At 53.5% G+C, this 18,986-nt stretch carries 16 protein-coding genes and 1 riboswitch; of the genes, 9 read left to right on the forward strand and 7 right to left on the reverse strand.

Going from position 1 to position 18,986, the window contains the following annotated elements; genetic code table 11:
* Positions 1 to 615 precede the first annotated feature (615 nt).
* Together purH and purD are read left to right on the forward strand one after the other, a co-directional pair.
* The gene (gene purH, locus GW590_RS23940) at positions 616 to 2,205 is read left to right on the forward strand and encodes a bifunctional phosphoribosylaminoimidazolecarboxamide formyltransferase/IMP cyclohydrolase (protein ID WP_169405590.1); all 1,590 of its coding nucleotides are present in this window, start codon (positions 616 to 618) and stop codon (positions 2,203 to 2,205) included.
* A gap of 62 nt (positions 2,206 to 2,267) precedes the next feature.
* On the forward strand, positions 2,268 to 3,557 hold the full coding sequence (gene purD, locus GW590_RS23945; RefSeq protein ID WP_169405591.1) for a phosphoribosylamine--glycine ligase: 1,290 nt from the start codon (positions 2,268 to 2,270) through the stop codon (positions 3,555 to 3,557).
* Positions 3,558 to 3,597: 40 nt separating this feature from the next.
* Here purD and GW590_RS23950 read toward each other — a convergent pair whose 3' ends face one another.
* The 6 genes from GW590_RS23950 to nudC form a co-directional block, all read right to left on the reverse strand.
* Positions 3,598 to 4,260: a DUF1481 domain-containing protein gene (locus GW590_RS23950; protein ID WP_235956025.1), complete on the reverse strand. Its 663-nt coding sequence runs from the start codon at positions 4,258 to 4,260 to the stop codon at positions 3,598 to 3,600.
* A 45-nt stretch (positions 4,261 to 4,305) separates the two neighbouring features.
* Positions 4,306 to 4,578: a nucleoid-associated protein HU-alpha gene (hupA, locus tag GW590_RS23955; protein WP_045049823.1), complete on the reverse strand. Its 273-nt coding sequence runs from the start codon at positions 4,576 to 4,578 to the stop codon at positions 4,306 to 4,308.
* A gap of 190 nt (positions 4,579 to 4,768) precedes the next feature.
* A complete protein-coding gene (locus GW590_RS23960; protein WP_169405593.1) occupies positions 4,769 to 5,359 on the reverse strand; it encodes a YjaG family protein in 591 nt (196 codons plus the stop codon).
* 70 nt (positions 5,360 to 5,429) lie between these two features.
* A complete protein-coding gene (gene nfi / locus GW590_RS23965; RefSeq protein ID WP_169405594.1) occupies positions 5,430 to 6,110 on the reverse strand; it encodes a deoxyribonuclease V in 681 nt (226 codons plus the stop codon).
* A 12-nt stretch (positions 6,111 to 6,122) separates the two neighbouring features.
* Positions 6,123 to 7,190 (reverse strand): uroporphyrinogen decarboxylase, encoded by a 1,068-nt coding sequence (gene hemE, locus GW590_RS23970; RefSeq protein WP_169405595.1) that lies wholly within the window; start codon positions 7,188 to 7,190, stop codon positions 6,123 to 6,125.
* 110 nt (positions 7,191 to 7,300) lie between these two features.
* The gene (gene nudC, locus GW590_RS23975) at positions 7,301 to 8,083 is read right to left on the reverse strand and encodes an NAD(+) diphosphatase (protein ID WP_169405596.1); all 783 of its coding nucleotides are present in this window, start codon (positions 8,081 to 8,083) and stop codon (positions 7,301 to 7,303) included.
* A gap of 108 nt (positions 8,084 to 8,191) precedes the next feature.
* On the opposite strand from nudC, the gene rsd reads away from it, so the two are divergent.
* From rsd to thiH, 7 genes are all read left to right on the forward strand, one after another.
* The gene (gene rsd / locus GW590_RS23980) at positions 8,192 to 8,707 is read left to right on the forward strand and encodes a sigma D regulator (RefSeq protein WP_169405597.1); all 516 of its coding nucleotides are present in this window, start codon (positions 8,192 to 8,194) and stop codon (positions 8,705 to 8,707) included.
* Positions 8,708 to 8,795: 88 nt separating this feature from the next.
* Positions 8,796 to 8,922, forward strand: a riboswitch (TPP riboswitch).
* Positions 8,923 to 9,041: 119 nt separating this feature from the next.
* The gene (gene thiC, locus GW590_RS23985; RefSeq protein ID WP_169405598.1) at positions 9,042 to 11,009 is read left to right on the forward strand and encodes a phosphomethylpyrimidine synthase ThiC; all 1,968 of its coding nucleotides are present in this window, start codon (positions 9,042 to 9,044) and stop codon (positions 11,007 to 11,009) included.
* A complete protein-coding gene (gene thiE, locus GW590_RS23990) occupies positions 11,006 to 11,665 on the forward strand; it encodes a thiamine phosphate synthase (protein WP_169405599.1) in 660 nt (219 codons plus the stop codon). The genes thiC and thiE overlap by 4 nt, the downstream gene beginning before the upstream one ends.
* Entirely contained in the window at positions 11,652 to 12,401 is a 750-nt protein-coding gene (locus tag GW590_RS23995; protein ID WP_169405600.1) for a HesA/MoeB/ThiF family protein, read from the forward strand. The genes thiE and GW590_RS23995 overlap by 14 nt, the downstream gene beginning before the upstream one ends.
* On the forward strand, positions 12,398 to 12,598 hold the full coding sequence (gene thiS, locus GW590_RS24000; RefSeq protein ID WP_169405601.1) for a sulfur carrier protein ThiS: 201 nt from the start codon (positions 12,398 to 12,400) through the stop codon (positions 12,596 to 12,598). The genes GW590_RS23995 and thiS overlap by 4 nt, the downstream gene beginning before the upstream one ends.
* 2 nt (positions 12,599 to 12,600) lie before the next feature.
* The gene (locus tag GW590_RS24005; RefSeq protein ID WP_169405602.1) at positions 12,601 to 13,368 is read left to right on the forward strand and encodes a thiazole synthase; all 768 of its coding nucleotides are present in this window, start codon (positions 12,601 to 12,603) and stop codon (positions 13,366 to 13,368) included.
* A 1-nt stretch (position 13,369) separates the two neighbouring features.
* Positions 13,370 to 14,509, forward strand: a complete 1,140-nt coding sequence (thiH, locus tag GW590_RS24010) for a 2-iminoacetate synthase ThiH (RefSeq protein WP_169405603.1) — start codon at positions 13,370 to 13,372, stop codon at positions 14,507 to 14,509.
* A 177-nt stretch (positions 14,510 to 14,686) separates the two neighbouring features.
* Here thiH and rpoC read toward each other — a convergent pair whose 3' ends face one another.
* Positions 14,687 to 18,907, reverse strand: a complete 4,221-nt coding sequence (rpoC, locus tag GW590_RS24015; protein ID WP_169405604.1) for a DNA-directed RNA polymerase subunit beta' — start codon at positions 18,905 to 18,907, stop codon at positions 14,687 to 14,689.
* Positions 18,908 to 18,986 lie beyond the last annotated feature (79 nt).

The following is an 18,986-nucleotide window of genomic DNA, read 5'->3' on the forward strand; positions in this document are numbered from 1 at the left end:
AATGAATTACTGCTTGGTCACTCTAAGACTTGATATTTTTTGCCACCGAAGTGGCTGATATCGTCTTGTGAGTGCCCACACAGATTGTCTGATAAATTGTTAAAGAGCAGTGAGTTAGCCGCCTTGGCGCTAGCTCGAGGTGGCGTATCTTACGCTTTCCTCTTTTGATGTCAACCGTTAATTTCGCGGTCATCATCATTTTTTTATTCTTTCCGACTCGGTAACTTCGTGATGTTGTTCACGTTGTTCCCTGTCGATGGAGCGGCATTATAGGGAGTTTCCGGGGAGTCGCAACCCCTAATTTCAACAAAATATACTGTTTGCTGTATTACACAGCAAAACCCCTGTTTATACCCGGTTGTGCACAAAGTTATCCACAAAGGATATTGAAATTGAAATTTGACGAGCATCACGCAATCGTTTTCGCTACAATTTCGCGCGTCTGATTTTACCAATACTCTCTGCAATAATGACGCCTATGGCGTTTGCGGAACCTTATCTGAATCCAATCCAGCGTTTTTCAGCTATATAGTCTCTATATAGAGAGAGGAAAACGAGAATTGAATTCACGTAACGCTCTATATTGCGACTCCAAAGCCAAGGGATAAAACCACCATGCAACAACGTCGTCCTGTCCGCCGCGCCCTGCTCAGTGTTTCTGACAAAGCCGGTATCGTAGAATTCGCCCAAGCCCTTTCTCAACGTGGCGTGGATTTACTGTCCACGGGTGGCACTGCCCGTCTGCTTGCTGACGCAGGTTTGCCAGTAACCGAAGTCTCAGATTACACCGGCTTTCCGGAAATGATGGATGGACGTGTCAAGACTCTGCACCCGAAAGTACACGGTGGCATCCTTGGCCGTCGCGGTAAAGACGATGCGATCATGGGCCAACATGCTATCGACCCGATTGATATGGTCGTTGTTAACCTTTATCCATTCGCCGCCACCGTTTCGCGTCCGGACTGCTCATTGGAAGATGCGGTAGAAAATATTGATATCGGCGGCCCGACCATGGTGCGCTCGGCGGCCAAAAATCATAATGACGTGGCCATTGTGGTCAAGAGCAGCGATTACGCCGCTATAATAGAAGAGATGGATGCCAACGAAGGCTCCCTGCTGCTGGCCACCCGTTTCAACCTGGCCATTAAGGCTTTTGAACATACGGCTGCCTATGACGGCATGATCGCCAACTATTTTGGCACCATGGTACCGCCGTACCACGGCAATACCGATGCGCCTTCCGGCCATTTCCCTCGCACCCTGAATCTGAGCTATGTGAAGAAACAGGATATGCGTTACGGCGAAAACAGCCACCAGCAGGCCGCCTTCTATATAGAAGAGAATGTCTCTGAGGCTTCCGTGGCTACCTCGCAACAGTTACAAGGCAAGGCGCTGTCGTATAACAACATTGCCGATACCGATGCCGCCCTGGAATGTGTGAAAGAGTTTGCTGAACCGGCCTGCGTTATCGTCAAACATGCCAACCCTTGCGGCGTTGCAGTAGGCGACAATATTTTTGACGCCTACGAGCGCGCTTATCAAACCGACCCGACCTCGGCGTTCGGCGGTATCATCGCCTTTAACCGCGAGTTGGATGCTGCCACGGCAAAAGCCATTATCAGCCGTCAGTTTGTGGAAGTGATTATCGCCCCTTCCATTACTGAAGAAGCCCTGGCGCTGACCGCCAGCAAACAGAACGTTCGCGTTTTGACTTGCGGACAGTGGCAGGAACGTCAAACCGGTCTGGATTTCAAACGGGTTAACGGTGGCCTGCTGGTGCAGGATCGTGACCTGGGTATGGTGGGTGCCGCCGACTTGCGCGTAGTCACCACTCGTCAACCGACAGAACAAGAGCTGACAGATGCGCTGTTCTGCTGGAAAGTCGCCAAGTTTGTTAAATCCAACGCCATTGTCTATGCCCGTGACAAAATGACTATCGGTATTGGTGCCGGTCAGATGAGTCGCGTTTATTCGGCGAAAATTGCCGGTATCAAAGCGGCTGACGAAGGCCTGCAAGTGGCCGGTTCGGTGATGGCCTCTGACGCATTCTTCCCGTTCCGCGACGGTATCGATGCCGCCGCCGCCGTGGGTATCACCTGTGTGATCCAGCCGGGTGGTTCAATTCGTGATGATGAAGTGATTGCTGCGGCCAATGAACACGGTATCGCTATGCTGTTCACCGATATGCGCCATTTCCGCCATTAATTTTTTGCTGTGCTTAATTCTTCCAGCAGGCACTTCGGTGCCTGCTTATCCGGAGTCTTCGAATGAATATTTTAATTATCGGTAACGGCGGGCGTGAACATGCGCTGGCATGGAAAGCAGCACAGTCACCGCTGGCAGATAAAGTCTATGTCGCGCCAGGCAATGCGGGTACCGCTCTTGAACCGCTGCTGGAAAACGTCGACATCTCGGCCACGGACATTGCCGGCCTGCTGGCCTTTGCCCAAAGCCATGATATTGGCCTGACCATTGTCGGACCGGAAGCGCCACTGGTGATCGGCGTGGTCGATGCTTTCCGCGCCGCCGGTCTGAAAATCTTTGGCCCAACCCAGGCTGCCGCCCAGTTGGAAGGTTCGAAAGCCTTTACCAAGGATTTCCTGGCCCGTCACGCGATCCCAAGCGCCGACTACCAGAACTTTACCGAGGTGGAACCCGCTCTCGCCTATCTGCGCAGCAAGGGCGCGCCGATTGTAATCAAGGCCGATGGCCTGGCCGCCGGTAAAGGGGTCATTGTTGCCATGACCCAGGCCGAGGCAGAAGCTGCGGTCACCGATATGCTGGCCGGTAATGCCTTTGGCGATGCCGGACACCGTATTGTGATCGAAGAGTTCCTGGATGGCGAAGAAGCCAGCTTTATCGTGATGGTCGACGGTGAAAACGTGGTACCAATGGCCACCAGCCAGGACCATAAACGTGTCGGTGATGGCGATACCGGCCCTAACACCGGCGGCATGGGTGCCTACTCACCGGCTCCGGTAGTGACTGACGAAATCCACCAGCGCGTGATGGACCAGGTTATCTGGCCAACGGTGCGAGGTATGGCGGCGGAAGGCAATGTATATACCGGTTTCCTGTATGCCGGTCTGATGATCTCTGCCGACGGTCAGCCGAAAGTTATCGAATTCAACTGCCGTTTTGGCGATCCGGAAACCCAGCCGATTATGCTGCGCCTGCGCTCTGATCTGGTTGAGCTGTGCCTTGCCGGTGCCGAAGGTCGTCTGGATCAGGTGACCTCGGAATGGGATCCGCGCCCGGCGCTCGGTGTGGTATTGGCGGCTGGCGGTTATCCTGGCGATTATACCAACGGTGAGAAGATCCACGGTCTGCCGCTGGAAGAAGTGCCAGACGGTAAGGTGTTCCATGCCGGAACCCGTTTGCAGGATGAATTGGTGGTGACCAACGGTGGCCGCGTACTCTGTGTAACGGCATTAGGTAAAACGGTAGCCGCCGCTCAGCAACGGGCTTATCAGTTGGGGCAGGATATTAGCTGGCAGGGAAGTTTCTGTCGTAAAGATATCGGCTATCGAGCGATTGCCCGCGAACAAGGTAAATAATCCCGCCACCTAGCCATCAAGCCCGTCAAGTACGGGCTTTTTAATTGAGCTGACCCGCCTTCGGCTCCCAGATACAGAAGTCTTCGTTGGCTACCAGCAGTAACTCATTGCCTTCCGGGGCGGTCAACCAGGCGAGACCGAGCTTGTCGTTAGACTTTGCGGCGCGTTTTGCCAGCCAGACCTGCGAGCGAATATTCAAACTTAGCGTAACCGGCTCGGCGGCACAGGTGGTGATCACCCCTTGACGCCAACGCCCCTGCACCAGGCGTACATTACCCGCACGTAGTGTCTCACTGAGACTTAATACTTTTTCAGCCTGATATTTATAACGCTCAATATCATCGGCAGAGAGTTTCTCTTTGCCCTCTGACAATTGCCGCTGCATAAAGCTGACGTTACCTTCCTGGTCAAAACGCAGGATGATACCGAGGTTTTTCGAGGCGGCGTGGCTCTCTTTAATCAGATGCAGCTGCCCATCGAGGTATTCATAACGGGTGATCACCGTATCTTTACCGTAATAGGGGCTGTAGATATTAATCAGGGTTTGCGGATTGTGTTTGTCGTCGTCTTCACGCCACAGGCGATTAATGCCCTGATCGGCGATATAGCCGCTGGCGCTAAAGAGAGGGATATCTTTATGGGAACTGCATCCTACCAGACTGAAAGCCAGTAAACTGGCTATCAGTCTGGTGGCGATAAACAGAAGGGGCCGGCGTGGCCCCCCGTTTATTCTTTCCACTGCAAGCAATTACTTAACAGCTTCTTTCAAAGCTTTACCAGAAACAAACGCTGGAACAGTTGCAGCAGCGATTTTGATTTCTTTGCCTGTCTGCGGGTTACGACCAGTACGTTCGTTGCGTTGATTGACTTTGAAAGTACCGAAACCAACCAATTGTACAGCTTCACCCTCTTTCAGAGACTCGGTAATTGCAGACAGAGTAGATTCAAGAGCCAGTTTAGCTTGAGCTTTAGAGAGATCGGCTTTGTCAGCAATTACATCAATCAGTTGAGTCTTGTTCATAAGTTATCCTTTACAGTGTGTTTATCGTTTGCAAAGCATCGAGTGCGACGGATATGCCGATTGACAGCACCCTCCTGCATACACGCACCGATAGCCACTTTTTTTTCGCACCCCAAATGTAGACCAGACAGGGTACGGATGTGAAGCCTTCGGGTACGACAAATAAGGCGTTAAATCACGTTTTATTGCCTTATTGCGTTAAATTTATCCCAATGTTACTCACAGCGGCTTCACGCAGGTCAGAACGTAACCCTTTTATCAATTCAAGGTCGCGCTCTTCACAGTCAGCCAACAGGCGAAAAATCTCCCATTGGATGTCCCATTCTTCTTCAATAGCAGGTATTACTTTCAGCTCTTCATCGGTCATTTCTTTGCCAGCCTGAGTCATCTCCAGCATGGCAACGGTGCGAATAGAAGTCTCGCTGATCGCTACGGCATGAGACAGGGTTTCACCACTCAACCGCGAGTGAATCAACTCACCCAAGGCAATACAGGCATCGATAGCCGGGTAAACGCCGTAAATATCATAGTCGTCAGAAGAGGGGATAGCCTCTTCCAGCTTCTCAAGCTGAGAGTCAAAGTTAACCTTTGCATCTTTGATTACAAGCGTTTCCCATACCAAATCGAGTATTTTGCGATAAATCTGTGGCTCACCGAATCCGGTTTGCAAACAGAACATCTGGTAATTGGGGTACATCCGCTCACACAGACTGGCCATAAACGTCCAATGCTGCCAGCTTTCCAGCTTTTCCAGACGCAAATGAATCGGATTACGTAACATGGTTTTTTCTCATTAACTTTTCTGGGCGGGAGTTTACCTGAATTTACAGCAGATCCCTATTCCTGGATTCTTAAAGATTGCCACTCAGGCGTTGCCAGCGTTGAAATGCTGGTCGATTGGAGGCAACGGCATCAGCCCAGCGTGTTGGCTCAGGCAGGCGATAGCCGCGGCTTAATTGTTTAACCCAATATAACGACGAAGCCAGACTGATCCCCTGTCCCGGGGAAATAAATAGCGGATTACAGCGTCGCTTACTGCGCCACACCCAACCAATCTGTTCATCCTGATCCCACAGCGCCTGAGTGGCCCCCACGTCGTCGCCCAGCGGCAGAAAATGACCGCAAAGACGGCTTTTGGCCACGCCGATGGTGGGCACATCAATCATCAGGCCAAAATGACTGGCCACGCCGAGTCGGCGGGGATGAGCAATCCCCTGGCCATCAATCATCAGCAAATCAGGATGCTGTTGCAGTTGTTGCCAGGCGGCGAACAATGCCGGGCATTCGCGAAAGGAGAGTAAGCCGGGGATATAGGGCATGGTGGTGGCAATACGGGCAATCTGATATTCCACCAGCTCAAGGGAGGGGTAACGCAGCACTACAATAGCTGCGCGGGTGATCTCGCCCCCCTGTTCAAATCCGACATCGGCACCGGCAATATAGTGCGGGAGCAATCCCTGCGGCGGATCCTCCAGCACAATATCCAGTGCTTTCTGCCGTTGCTCTTCACGCATTGCGCCGGTATCGATCATCTCGTTTTCCGTTTAGGCCAGATGGTACCGACGAGAAAGACGATGGACAGCCTCAACAAACACCCCGGCGTTTTCAGGGGGGACGTCCTGATGAATACCGTGACCGAGGTTAAAGACATGACCTTCACCCTGCCCGTAGCTGGCCAGAATGGTTTCCACTTCCTGTTCAATGCGCGCTGGCGCGGCATAGAGCATTGACGGGTCCATATTCCCCTGCAGGGCAACCTTATCCCCCACCCGGCGACGAGCCTCGCCAATATCGGTGGTCCAGTCGAGACCCAGTGCGTCACAACCCGTAGCCGCAATGGCTTCCAGCCACTGGCCGCCACCTTTGGTAAACAGGGTAACCGGCACACGGCGTCCCTCGTTCTCACGGATCAGGCCATCGACAATCTTGTGCATGTAATGCAGCGAAAACTCGAGGTAGTCACGGCCGGTCAACACGCCGCCCCAGGAGTCAAACACCATTACCGACTGCGCACCGGCCTTGATTTGCGCATTGAGATATAAAATAACGCTGTCCGCCAGTTTATCGAGCAGCAGATGCAGGGTAGCAGGTTCGGCGTACATCATTTTTTTGATTTTAGTGAAGGCCTTGCTGCTGCCCCCTTCCACCATATAGGTGGCCAGCGTCCAGGGACTACCGGAAAAACCGATCAGCGGTACTTCGCCGTGCAGGTTCTGTCGAATGGTGCGTACGGCGTTCATCACGTAGCCCAGTTCCTGTTCCGGATCGGGGATCGGCAGTCTGGCCACGTCGGCGTGGCAGGTCAGTGGCGCAGAGAAGCGCGGACCTTCGCCAGCTTCAAAATAGAGCCCCAGTCCCATGGCATCGGGAATGGTGAGGATATCGGAAAACAGGATCGCCGCATCCAGCGGGTAACGACGTAAAGGTTGCAAGGTGACTTCGCAGGCCAGCTCGGCATTTTTGCACAGCGACATAAAATCGCCCGCCTGTGCACGTGTCGCTTTATATTCTGGCAAGTAGCGACCAGCCTGGCGCATCATCCATACCGGGGTGGTATCTACCGGTTGACGTAATAATGCGCGCAGGTAGCGATCGTTTTTTAACTCATTCATTCTTGGCAAGATCCTTAATAATCTGCTGGCCTTTACGGGCTATTCATTGACCCTGTCCGGCAACCTGACCGCGTCAGGTGCCTGATAAATATGATCGCTATTGTAACACGTCAATCCTGAGAATCGGCGTGGGCACGACACAGAACCACGGTATCTTCAATCAGGCGTCGGGCGATAGTGCCCACTGCCGGCAGCAGCGGCAGAGCATCGAAGCGATACCAGCCAGCATTGAGCAGTTCACTCGGGTCATGGCGTATATCGCCGCTGTCATAATCGGCCATAAAAGCCATCATCAACGAGTTGGGGAACGGCCAGGGCTGAGAGCTGACATAGCGTACATTTTTCACCCGGATATTGCTCTCTTCCATTACTTCTCTGGCAACGGTTTCTTCCAGCGTTTCGCCGACTTCGACAAAACCTGCCAATACGGTATGTACACCGCCGCGATGGCGAATATGCTGAGCCAGCAGGATCTCGTCACCACGGCGGATCGCTACGATAATGCAGGGGGCGATTTGCGGATAATAACGCTCTTTACAGTGACCACATAACGCCGCCCACTCGGTTTTACTGACGTGCATGGGATGGCCACAGTAACCGCAAAACTTATGGGATCGATAGAATTCAGACAGTTGTACGCCGCGACCGACCAGTTGAAACAAGCCGCGATCCTGATCCAGTAGCTGTCGTGGCGATGCCATATGATCGTTCATGCTCTTGCGGATCATCCACACCGGCGATCCCTGCCACTCGCCGATCTGTCGACCGGTGAGATCTGCCAGCGCGAACTCGGTGGCCGATCCAAAGGGCAAAGTACCCTCAGGAAGCCATAATTTGCCTTCAAAGCTGATGATCCACCAGCCGTGGTGTTGATCTGTGATTTGTATTTCCATATTGTTATTGCATAACCTCGACTACACTGACAATCTGGGAAATAAAGTTACCAGTATTAGTAATCTTTAACATTTGGTTTTTTTCTCTACTTGCTCTCGGAGTCAACCATGCTCAATCGTCTGGAAAAACTGACCCAACGGGTTGGTGGCAGTAATGAGTTAATCGATAAATGGCTGCGCGCGCGCAAAGACCTGCTGGTTTCTTATTGCACCCTGGTGGGTATGAAACCAAATAAAGAAAAACATACTCCGCTTAATGAAAAAGACTTAGATAATTTTTGCCATCATCTGGTGGACTACCTTTCGGCAGGACACTTTCATCTCTATCACAGAATAGTAGAAGAAGTTGATGGCTCCCAGGGGCCCGTTGCCCAGGAAGCAGCAAAAATCTATCCGGCACTGGAAGTGAATACCGCCACTATCATGGCATTTCACGATAGTTGTACAGAAAGCAATTTTGATGATGACAATATTTTTGCTTTCCATTACGCATTATCAGATATCGGTGAGGCACTCGATGCGCGTTTTGTGCTCGAAGACAAGCTGATAGCCCTGGCATTCGACACCCATATTCTGCCGCTGGCGCCGGTGGCCGATCATGCCGAATTAGCACGTCCTGCGTAATAGTTTTGTGACATCCCCTTTAAAGGGTTGTGTTTTAAAATCGGCCTCGTATATTGAGGCTTGTTAATACGGCCTCGCAGTCAGAGGCCCATTCTTGTCGGAGTGCCTAGTGCAAGCTTCCTGTGATGGAAATTTGCCAGGCTGAGACCGTTAATTCGGGATCCGCGGAACCTGATCGGGTTAGTACCCGCGAAGGGAACAAGAGTAATTTATTGCGTCTGGCTTTTCTGCTCGCAGCTATCGCGCGCTGAACAAGTTCAGAGATACCGCTTTACTCCTGCCGTAAACCTCCTGACAAGCAACGTTCCCTTTCGCCAATAACGAGGAATTTGCTATGTCGAACACCCAACATCCCGTCGTCTCCACTGAGAAGAAGCCCCGTGACCGTCGCCAGCAGCGCGCCGAGGCGCAGGCCTTTATTGACAGCCTCCAGGGTATGGCCTTCCCTAACTCACGACGTATCTATTTACAGGGCAGCCGCGCCGATATTCAGGTGCCGATGCGCGAGATCCAGCTTAGCCCAACGATGGTGGGCGGCACAAAAGACGCCCCGCAGTTTACTGATAATGAAGCGATCCCGGTGTATGACACCGCCGGTGCCTATGGCGATCCCCAGGCCGAGATCGACGTACATCGCGGACTGGCCAGAGTGCGAACTGCCTGGATTGAACAACGCCAGGATAGTGAACAACTGTCGCAGGTGAGCTCCGGTTTTACCCAGCAGCGTCTGGCCGATGACGGACTGGATCATCTGCGATTTGAATATCTGCCCCGCCCGCGTAAAGCCATGGCCGGCAAGTGCGTCACCCAGTTGCACTATGCCCGCCGGGGTATGATCACTCCGGAAATGGAATATATTGCGCTGCGAGAAAATATGGGCCGTGAGCGCATTCGCGGCGAGGTGTTGCGTCAACAGCACGCAGGTGAAAGTTTTGGTGCCCATCTGCCGGCCAATATCACCGCTGAGTTTGTGCGTGATGAAGTGGCCGCCGGGCGTGCCATTATCCCTGCCAATATTAACCATCCCGAATCTGAACCGATGATTATCGGCCGCAATTTCCTGGTGAAAGTAAACGCCAACATTGGTAACTCGGCGGTAACTTCCTCGATTGAAGAAGAGGTGGAAAAACTGGTCTGGTCAACCCGCTGGGGTGCCGATACGGTAATGGATCTCTCCACTGGCCGTTATATTCACGAAACCCGTGAGTGGATCTTGCGTAACAGCCCGGTGCCCATCGGTACGGTGCCGATTTATCAGGCGCTGGAAAAGGTCAATGGCATTGCCGAAGATCTGCATTGGGAAATGTTCCGCGATACGCTGCTGGAGCAGGCGGAGCAAGGGGTGGATTACTTTACCATCCACGCTGGCGTGCTGCTGCGCTATGTACCAATGACCGCCAAACGCCTGACCGGTATTGTCTCGCGCGGCGGTTCCATTATGGCGAAATGGTGTTTATCCCATCATCAGGAAAATTTCCTCTATCAGCATTTCCGTGAAATTTGTGAAATCTGTGCCGCCTATGATGTCGCCCTCTCATTGGGGGATGGTCTGCGTCCAGGCTCGATTTATGACGCCAATGATGAAGCGCAGTTTGCCGAACTGCATACGCTGGGCGAGCTGACCAAAATTGCCTGGGAATATGATGTGCAGGTGATGATTGAAGGACCGGGACATGTGCCGATGCAGATGATCCGCCGCAATATGACCGAAGAGCTGGAGCACTGCCACGAAGCGCCCTTTTATACCCTTGGCCCGCTGACGACCGATATTGCCCCCGGCTACGATCACTTTACCTCCGGCATTGGTGCCGCGATGATCGGCTGGTTTGGCTGCGCGATGCTGTGCTATGTCACCCCCAAAGAGCATCTCGGCCTGCCCAATAAGGAGGATGTCAAACAGGGACTGATCACCTACAAGATCGCCGCCCACGCGGCCGATCTGGCCAAGGGGCATCCCGGCGCGCAGATCCGCGATAATGCCATGTCCAAAGCGCGCTTTGAATTCCGCTGGGAAGATCAGTTCAACCTGGCACTCGATCCGGCCACTGCCCGTGCCTATCACGATGAAACCCTGCCGCAGGAGTCCGGCAAAGTGGCGCATTTCTGCTCCATGTGCGGACCTAAATTCTGTTCGATGAAAATCACCCAGGAAGTACGCGACTATGCCGCCGCGCTGGAAGCCAAGGCGGTGGCCATTGACATCGTTGACTCGGGTATGGCGCAGATGTCGGCGCAATTCCGTGAACGTGGCAGTGAGCTTTATCATCCGAGCGAGGCAAATAACGCCGGGGTGGCAAAATGAATATTCCCGCCACGCCTTTCCCGCTGGTCCCTTACAAACTGGGCCTCTATCCGGTGGTCGATAGCCTGCAATGGGTGGAAAAATTGCTGGCCGTTGGCGTGAAAACGCTGCAACTGCGGATAAAAGATTTGCCCGACGAGCAGGTAGAACCCGCTATCGTCGCCGCCATCAAGCTGGGTCGCGACTATCAGGCCAGGCTGTTTATCAATGATTACTGGAAACTGGCGGTTAAGCACCAGGCTTACGGCATCCATCTGGGCCAGGAAGATCTCGATACAGCCGACCTGCTGGCGATCCATCAGGCCGGGCTGCGTTTGGGGGTTTCAACCCATGATGATGCCGAGCTGGCCCGCGCCATCTCTGTGCGTCCTTCCTATATTGCCCTCGGCCATATCTTCCCGACCCAGACCAAAGCCATGCCTTCGGCACCGCAGGGGCTGGAGGAGCTGGCGCATCATATCCGGCAGTTAAACGGCCACTATCCCACCGTGGCGATCGGCGGTATCAGCCTCGACCGCGTACCGGCGGTGATGGCCTGTGGCGTCGGCAGCGTGGCGGTGGTCAGTGCCATTACGCTGGCGGCCGACTGGCAGGCGGCCACCCGCCAACTGATGCAACTGTGTCCTTACCAGGATGATCAAGATGCTCAACGATAATGAGTTTATGCGCTATAGCCGCCAGTTGTTGCTGGAGGATATTGGCATGGCGGGGCAGGAGAAAATCCAGGCAGCCAGGGTATTGATTGTCGGTCTTGGTGGTCTGGGTTCGCCAGCGGCGCTCTATCTGGCGGCGGCGGGCGTGGGCCATCTGACGCTGGCCGATGACGATATACTGCATCTGTCCAATCTGCAGCGGCAGATCCTTTATCGTACCGCCGATACCGACAGCCATAAGGCGCAGGTTGCCCAGCGCGAACTGCAAAAACTGAATCCGCTTTGTCATTGCGAAATCGTCACCGAACGGCTGAATGCCGACAATCTGCGGGCCAGAGTAGAACAGGTCGATTTGGTGCTCGATTGCAGCGATAACATGGCTACCCGTCATGCCATCAACCAAGCCTGTATCGACAGTCGAAAACCGCTGATTAGCGGCAGCGCTGTGGGGTTTAGCGGACAACTGTTAGTGATAGAGCCGCCCTATTCCCACGGCTGCTATCGCTGCCTGTATCCCGATCTCGATACACCAACCCGTAACTGCCGCACCGCTGGCGTATTGGGTCCGGTGGTCGGAGTGATCGGCACCCTTCAGGCGCTGGAAGCGATCAAGATGCTCGCCGGGGGCAGCAGCCCACTGAGCGGCAAGCTGCGCCTGTTTGATGGCAAACAGCAAAGCTGGCGCTCGCTACAGCTCACCCGTACGCCTCAGTGCCCGGCCTGCGGATCGCTGTCATGAATATCATCGTAAATGACAGCCCCTATGATTTTGCTTCCCCCTTGACACTGCATACCCTGTTGGCGCGGCTGGAACAGTCGGCCACTGGCTGTGCGCTGGCGGTAAATCAGGTGATTGTGCCGCGTCCAGAGTGGACGGCCCATCTGCTGGCAGAAGGTGATGAGGTGGTTATTTTTCAGGCGATTGCCGGAGGATGAAAATGCTAAAAATTGCTGATGTTACATTCAGTTCCCGCTTGTTTACCGGAACGGGAAAATTTGCCAGCGCCGGGTTGATGCAGCAGGCGATTGCCGCGTCGGGTTCACAGTTGGTCACCATGGCGATGAAACGCGTCGATCTGCAACGCGGCGGCGATGACATCCTTATACCGTTACAGGCTTTGGGCCTGCGCCTGTTACCCAATACCTCGGGGGCGAAAACTGCGCAAGAGGCGGTGTTTGCCGCGCAGCTGGCGCGGGAAGCGTTAGGCACCCACTGGATAAAACTCGAGATCCATCCCGACGTCAAATATCTGTTACCCGATGCCGTTGAAACCCTGCGGGCGGCAGAAATGCTGGTAAAACAGGGTTTTGTGGTGCTGCCTTATTGCAGCGCCGATCCGGTGTTATGCAAGCGGCTGGAAGAAGTCGGCTGCGCTGCGGTAATGCCCCTTGGTGCGCCTATTGGCTCAAACCAGGGGCTGCAAACCCGTGAGTTTCTGCGCATTATTATTGAGCAGGCCCGCATCCCCGTGGTGGTCGATGCCGGTATTGGCGCACCCAGCCACGCCGCCGAGGCGATGGAAATGGGCGCTGATGCCGTGCTGGTCAATACCGCCATTGCCGTGGCCGGCGATCCGCTGGCGATGGCCAAAGCCTTCAAACTGGCGGTTGAAGCTGGCCGTCTGGCACGGGTCAGTGGCCTTGGCGGTCGTTCGCTACAAGCCAAGGCTTCCAGCCCGCTGACCGGCTTTCTGGAGAATATCTGAGATGGATAAATTTCAAGGTACCGGCTTTCAGCAGCACTGGGAGACGCTCGACTGGGACGATCTGTCACTACGTATCAACAGTAAAACCCCCGCCGACGTCGAACGGGCGCTTAATGCGTCACACGTCAGCCGCGAAGACTTTATGGCGCTGATCTCCCCGGCGGCATTGCCCTATCTCGAGCCGATGGCCCAGAAAGCGCAGCAATTGACCCGTCAGCGCTTCGGTAATACGGTCAGTTTTTTTGCTCCACTGTATCTGTCCAATCTTTGTGCCAATGACTGTACTTATTGCGGTTTTTCAATGAGTAACAAGCTAAAACGTAAAACCCTCGATGCCTTGGAGATCGCGCGAGAATGCGATGCCCTCAATGCACTGGGCTTTAAACATTTGCTGCTGGTGACCGGCGAGCATAGCGCCAGGGTAGGAATGGATTACTTTCGCCGTCATATTCCGGCGATCCGTCAGCAATTTAGCTCGTTGATGATGGAAGTCCAACCGCTGGCGCAGGAAGAGTATGGCGAACTGAAAACCCTTGGGCTGGACGGTGTGCTGGTTTATCAGGAAACCTATCATGCGCCCACGTATGCGTTGCATCATTTACGCGGTAAAAAACAGGATTTCTTCTGGCGACTGGAGACGCCGGATCGCCTGGGACGGGCGGGGATCGACAAGATCGGCCTTGGCGCACTGTTTGGCCTGTCGAATAACTGGCGTACCGACAGCTATATGGTGGCTGAGCATCTGTTTTACCTACAGCAAACCTACTGGCAAAGCCGTTACTCGGTGGCGTTTCCCCGTCTGCGTCCCTGTGCCGGAGGGATCCAGCCGGCCTCGATACTTAACGAAAAACAGCTGGTGCAGTTGATTTGCGCTTTTCGTCTGTTTGCCCCCGATATCGAGCTTTCTTTATCGACCCGGGAATCCCCTGACTTTCGCGATCATGTTGTTCCGGTGGCGATCACCACCGTAAGCGCCGGATCCAAAACCCAGCCAGGTGGCTATGCCGATGAAAAAGCGGAGCTGGAACAGTTTTCTCCCCATGATAACCGCACACCGGCGAGTGTTGCCGCCGCACTTATCGACGCCGGTCTGCAACCGGTTTGGAAAGACTGGGATACCCATTTCGGCAGGAGGCTGTAACTGTCAGGATAGGGGCTTGGTATAAAACGCAGAGCGCTATTGGTGTTTTGCTGGCGAACGGCGAGTCGATGGCCTGGAGGGGATAGATAGCTTTGCGGAAGTCTGGCAAGGTGACAAATACAGGCAAAAAAAAACCGCTCCGAAGAGCGGTTTTATCAGTCTGGTTAACAGCAAAAATTAATCTTCGCTATTACCAAAACCGGCGTTCAGCAACTCAGCCAGGTTAGCCGTTGCTTCGTCAGCGCTAACTGTCGGTACAACAGGCACTTCGCCCAGGGCTTTACGGCGAGCACGGTCCTGATGATAAGAGTAACCGGTACCGGCTGGGATCAGACGGCCAACGATTACGTTTTCTTTCAGGCCGCGCAGTTCATCACGTTTACCGGCAACTGCCGCTTCAGTAAGAACACGCGTTGTTTCCTGGAACGATGCAGCAGAGATAAAGGACTCGGTCGCCAGGGATGCCTTGGTGATACCGAGCAGATCGCGGCTAAAGGTTGCCGTGATTTTGCCTTCAGCTTCCAGCTTACGGTTAGCGATTTTAACGCGAGACATTTCTGCCTGCTCGCCTTCCAGGAAGTCGGTGCCACCCGCGCTAACGATGGTGCCTTTACGCAGCATCTGACGAACGATAACTTCGATGTGTTTATCGTTAATCTTAACGCCTTGCAGACGGTAAACTTCCTGCACTTCGTTGGTGATGTAACGGGTAACCGCATGCACACCACGCAGACGCAGAATGTCGTGTGGAGATTCCGGGCCGTCGGATACGACGTCACCACGTTCCACAACTTCACCTTCGAACACGTTCAGCTGACGCCATTTAGGGATCATTTCTTCGTAAGCATCGCTGCCATCCAACGGAGAAATTACCAGACGACGTTTACCTTTGGTCTCTTTACCGAAGGAGATGATCCCGCTGATTTCAGCAAGGATGGCAGGCTCTTTCGGACGACGCGCTTCGAACAGGTCGGCAACGCGTGGCAGACCACCGGTGATGTCCTTGGTACCGCCGGATTCCTGAGGAATACGCGCCAGGGTGTCACCAGGGTGGATCTGAGTACCATCTTCCAACTGGACAATCGCTTTACCCGGCAGGAAGTATTGAGCAGGCATATCAGTACCTGGGATCAATACATCGTCGCCTTTGGCATCAACGATTTTCAGTGCCGGACGCAGATCTTTACCGCTACCGGTACGTTCTGCAGAATCCAGAACCACCAGCGAAGACAAACCGGTCAAATCATCGGTCTGACGGGTAATGGTCTGGGTATCAACCATATCAGCGAAACGGATGAAACCACCCACTTCAGTGATAACTGGCATGGTGTGCGGATCCCAGTTAGCAACGGTTTCGCCGCCAACAACAGGTTGACCGTCACCTTTAGCCATGACAGAACCGTAAGGCACTTTATAGCTTTCTTTGGTACGACCGAATTCGTCGATCAATTTCAGCTCGGTGTTACGAGAAGTGATAACCAGTTTGCCGTTAGGGTTAGTAACGTGCTTGTGGTTGCTCAGCTTCAAGGTACCGGTGTTCTTAACCTGGATACTGGATTCTGCTGCCGCACGAGATGCCGCACCACCGATGTGGAACGTACGCATGGTCAGCTGAGTACCTGGCTCACCGATGGACTGTGCTGCAATAACACCGATCGCTTCACCTTTATTGATGATGTGACCACGTGCCAGGTCGCGACCGTAGCAGTTGGCACAAACACCAAAGTCGGTTTCGCAGCTTACGACTGAACGCACTTTCACGCTGTCGACGGAGTTCTCTTCTAACAGATCACAGGTCTTCTCGTGAAGCAGGGTGTTACGCGGAACCAGAATGTCCGCCGTACCCGGCTTGAGGATGTCTTCAGCCGTAACACGGCCCAGAACACGCTCACGCAGTGGTTCTTTAACGTCGCCGCCTTCGATAACCGGCGTCATCAGGATACCTTCATGGGTACCACAGTCATCTTCGGTAACTACCAGATCCTGCGCCACGTCAACCAGACGACGGGTCAGATAACCGGAGTTAGCCGTTTTAAGTGCGGTATCCGCCAAACCTTTACGAGCACCGTGGGTTGAGATGAAGTACTGGAGTACGTTCAACCCTTCACGGAAGTTCGCGGTGATTGGCGTTTCGATGATGGAACCGTCTGGCTTGGCCATCAGGCCACGCATACCGGCCAGCTGACGGATCTGAGCTGCAGAACCACGCGCACCGGAGTCGGCCATCATAAAGATACTGTTGAAGGAGACCTGCTGTTCGACTACGCCGTCACGGTTGACAACGTCTTCAACAGACAAGTTTTCCATCATTGCCTTGGCAACACGTTCGTTGGCTGCGGCCCAGATATCGATCACTTTGTTGTAGCGTTCGCCGGCGGTTACCAGACCAGACTGGAACTGCTGCTGGATTTCGGCAACTTCGGTTTCTGCTTCTTCGATGATCTCGGCTTTTTTGGCCGGGATAACCATGTCATCGATACCGACTGACGCGCCTGAACGGGCAGCGTAAGCAAAACCGGTGTACATGATCTGGTCAGCAAAAATAACGGTCGGCTTCAGGCCCAAAATGCGGTAACAGGTGTTAAGCATTTTGGAGATAGCTTTTTTGCCCAGCGGCTGGTTAACGATAGAGAACGGCAGACCTTTAGGTACGATCATCCACAGGATGGCGCGGCCGATAGTCGTATCGATAATGGTCGTCTGGTGAATTGACTCGCCTTCAGTATTTTTGATCTCTTCTGTAATACGCACTTTTACGCGTGCATGCAGAGAGGCCAGGCCAGCGCGATAAATACGCTCGGCTTCTTTAGGTCCAGTCAGAACCATGCCTTCGCCTTTGGCGTTAACACAGTCGCGGGTCATATAGTACAGACCCAATACAACGTCCTGAGAAGGAACGATGATTGGCTCGCCGTTCGCTGGTGACAGGATGTTGTTGGTAGACATCATCAGGGCACGCGCTTCCAACTGAGCTTCAAGCGTCAGCGGAACGTGTACTGCCATCTGGTCACCATCGAAGTCGGCGTTGTATGCCGCACAAACCAGTGGGTGCAGCTGGATTGCCTTACCTTCGATCAGAACAGGTTCAAACGCCTGGATACCCAAACGGTGCAGGGTTGGTGCACGGTTCAGCAGTACCGGGTGTTCGCGGATAACTTCGTCGAGGATATCCCAAACGACAGCTTCTTCGCGCTCAACCATTTTCTTGGCGGCTTTAATGGTGGTAGCAAGACCACGCAGTTCCAGCTTGCCGTAGATGAACGGTTTGAACAGTTCCAGAGCCATTTTCTTCGGCAGACCACACTGGTGCAGACGCAGGTATGGACCTACGGTGATAACGGAACGACCTGAATAGTCGACACGTTTACCCAGCAAGTTCTGACGGAAACGACCCTGTTTACCTTTAATCATGTCTGCCAGAGATTTCAGCGGACGCTTGTTAGAGCCGGTAATTGCACGACCGCGACGGCCGTTATCCAGCAAAGCATCTACCGCTTCTTGCAGCATACGTTTTTCGTTACGCACGATGATATCTGGCGCAGCCAGATCCAGCAGGCGTTTCAAACGGTTGTTACGGTTGATTACGCGACGGTACAGATCGTTCAGATCCGACGTAGCGAAACGACCGCCGTCCAGCGGAACCAATGGACGCAAGTCTGGCGGCAGCACAGGCAGCACGGTCAGGATCATCCACTCTGGCTTGTTGCCAGACTGTACGAACGCTTCCAGCAGCTTGATACGCTTGGTCAGCTTTTTGCGCTTGGTTTCAGAGTTGGTTTCGTTCAGCTCTTCACGCAGCTGTTCGCACTCTTGTTCCAGATCCATGTTTTTCAACAGGGCCTGGATCGCTTCGGCGCCCATTTTCGCGTCGAACTCATCACCAAACTCTTCCAGTGCGTCGAGATACTGCTCTTCAGTCAGGATCTGACGACGTTCCAGGTTGGTCATACCGCCTTCGATCACCACATAGGATTCGAAGTACAGTACGCGTTCGATATCACGTAAAGGCATATCCAGCAGCAAACCGATGCGCGATGGCAACGATTTCAGGAACCAGATATGGGCAGTTGGAGAAGCCAGTTCGATGTGGCCCATACGCTCACGGCGTACTTTGGTCTGGGTCACTTCAACGCCGCACTTCTCACAGATCACGCCGCGGTGTTTTAAACGCTTGTACTTACCGCACAGGCATTCGTAATCTTTTACTGGCCCAAAAATACGGGCGCAAAAAAGGCCGTCACGTTCAGGTTTGAACGTACGGTAATTGATGGTTTCTGGCTTCTTAACTTCACCAAAAGACCAAGAACGGATCATGTCTGGCGATGCCAGAGCAATTTTGATCGCATCAAACTCTTCGGTCTTAGTTTGCGCTTTCAGAAACTTTAGTAAGTCTTTCACGGATTGGCTCCCGTCGGGTTAGACCTGTTAGGCACCTGTGTTGATTGGTAAACAGGCAGGTGCCCCTGTGACCAGTGCG

The organism is Rouxiella aceris (assembly GCF_012933545.1).
GTDB lineage: Bacteria > Pseudomonadota > Gammaproteobacteria > Enterobacterales > Enterobacteriaceae > Rouxiella > Rouxiella aceris.

Coding starts and splice junctions, on each gene's coding strand:
- purH (WP_169405590.1), top strand. CDS start 616: ATGCAACAACGTCGTCCTGTCCGCCGCGCCCTGCTCAGTGTTTCTGAC.
- purD (WP_169405591.1), top strand. CDS start 2,268: ATGAATATTTTAATTATCGGTAACGGCGGGCGTGAACATGCGCTGGCA.
- hupA (WP_045049823.1), bottom strand. CDS start 4,578: ATGAACAAGACTCAACTGATTGATGTAATTGCTGACAAAGCCGATCTC.
- GW590_RS23960 (WP_169405593.1), bottom strand. CDS start 5,359: ATGTTACGTAATCCGATTCATTTGCGTCTGGAAAAGCTGGAAAGCTGG.
- nfi (WP_169405594.1), bottom strand. CDS start 6,110: ATGATCGATACCGGCGCAATGCGTGAAGAGCAACGGCAGAAAGCACTG.
- hemE (WP_169405595.1), bottom strand. CDS start 7,190: ATGAATGAGTTAAAAAACGATCGCTACCTGCGCGCATTATTACGTCAA.
- nudC (WP_169405596.1), bottom strand. CDS start 8,083: ATGGAAATACAAATCACAGATCAACACCACGGCTGGTGGATCATCAGC.
- rsd (WP_169405597.1), top strand. CDS start 8,192: ATGCTCAATCGTCTGGAAAAACTGACCCAACGGGTTGGTGGCAGTAAT.
- thiC (WP_169405598.1), top strand. CDS start 9,042: ATGTCGAACACCCAACATCCCGTCGTCTCCACTGAGAAGAAGCCCCGT.
- thiE (WP_169405599.1), top strand. CDS start 11,006: ATGAATATTCCCGCCACGCCTTTCCCGCTGGTCCCTTACAAACTGGGC.
- GW590_RS23995 (WP_169405600.1), top strand. CDS start 11,652: ATGCTCAACGATAATGAGTTTATGCGCTATAGCCGCCAGTTGTTGCTG.
- thiS (WP_169405601.1), top strand. CDS start 12,398: ATGAATATCATCGTAAATGACAGCCCCTATGATTTTGCTTCCCCCTTG.
- GW590_RS24005 (WP_169405602.1), top strand. CDS start 12,601: ATGCTAAAAATTGCTGATGTTACATTCAGTTCCCGCTTGTTTACCGGA.
- thiH (WP_169405603.1), top strand. CDS start 13,370: ATGGATAAATTTCAAGGTACCGGCTTTCAGCAGCACTGGGAGACGCTC.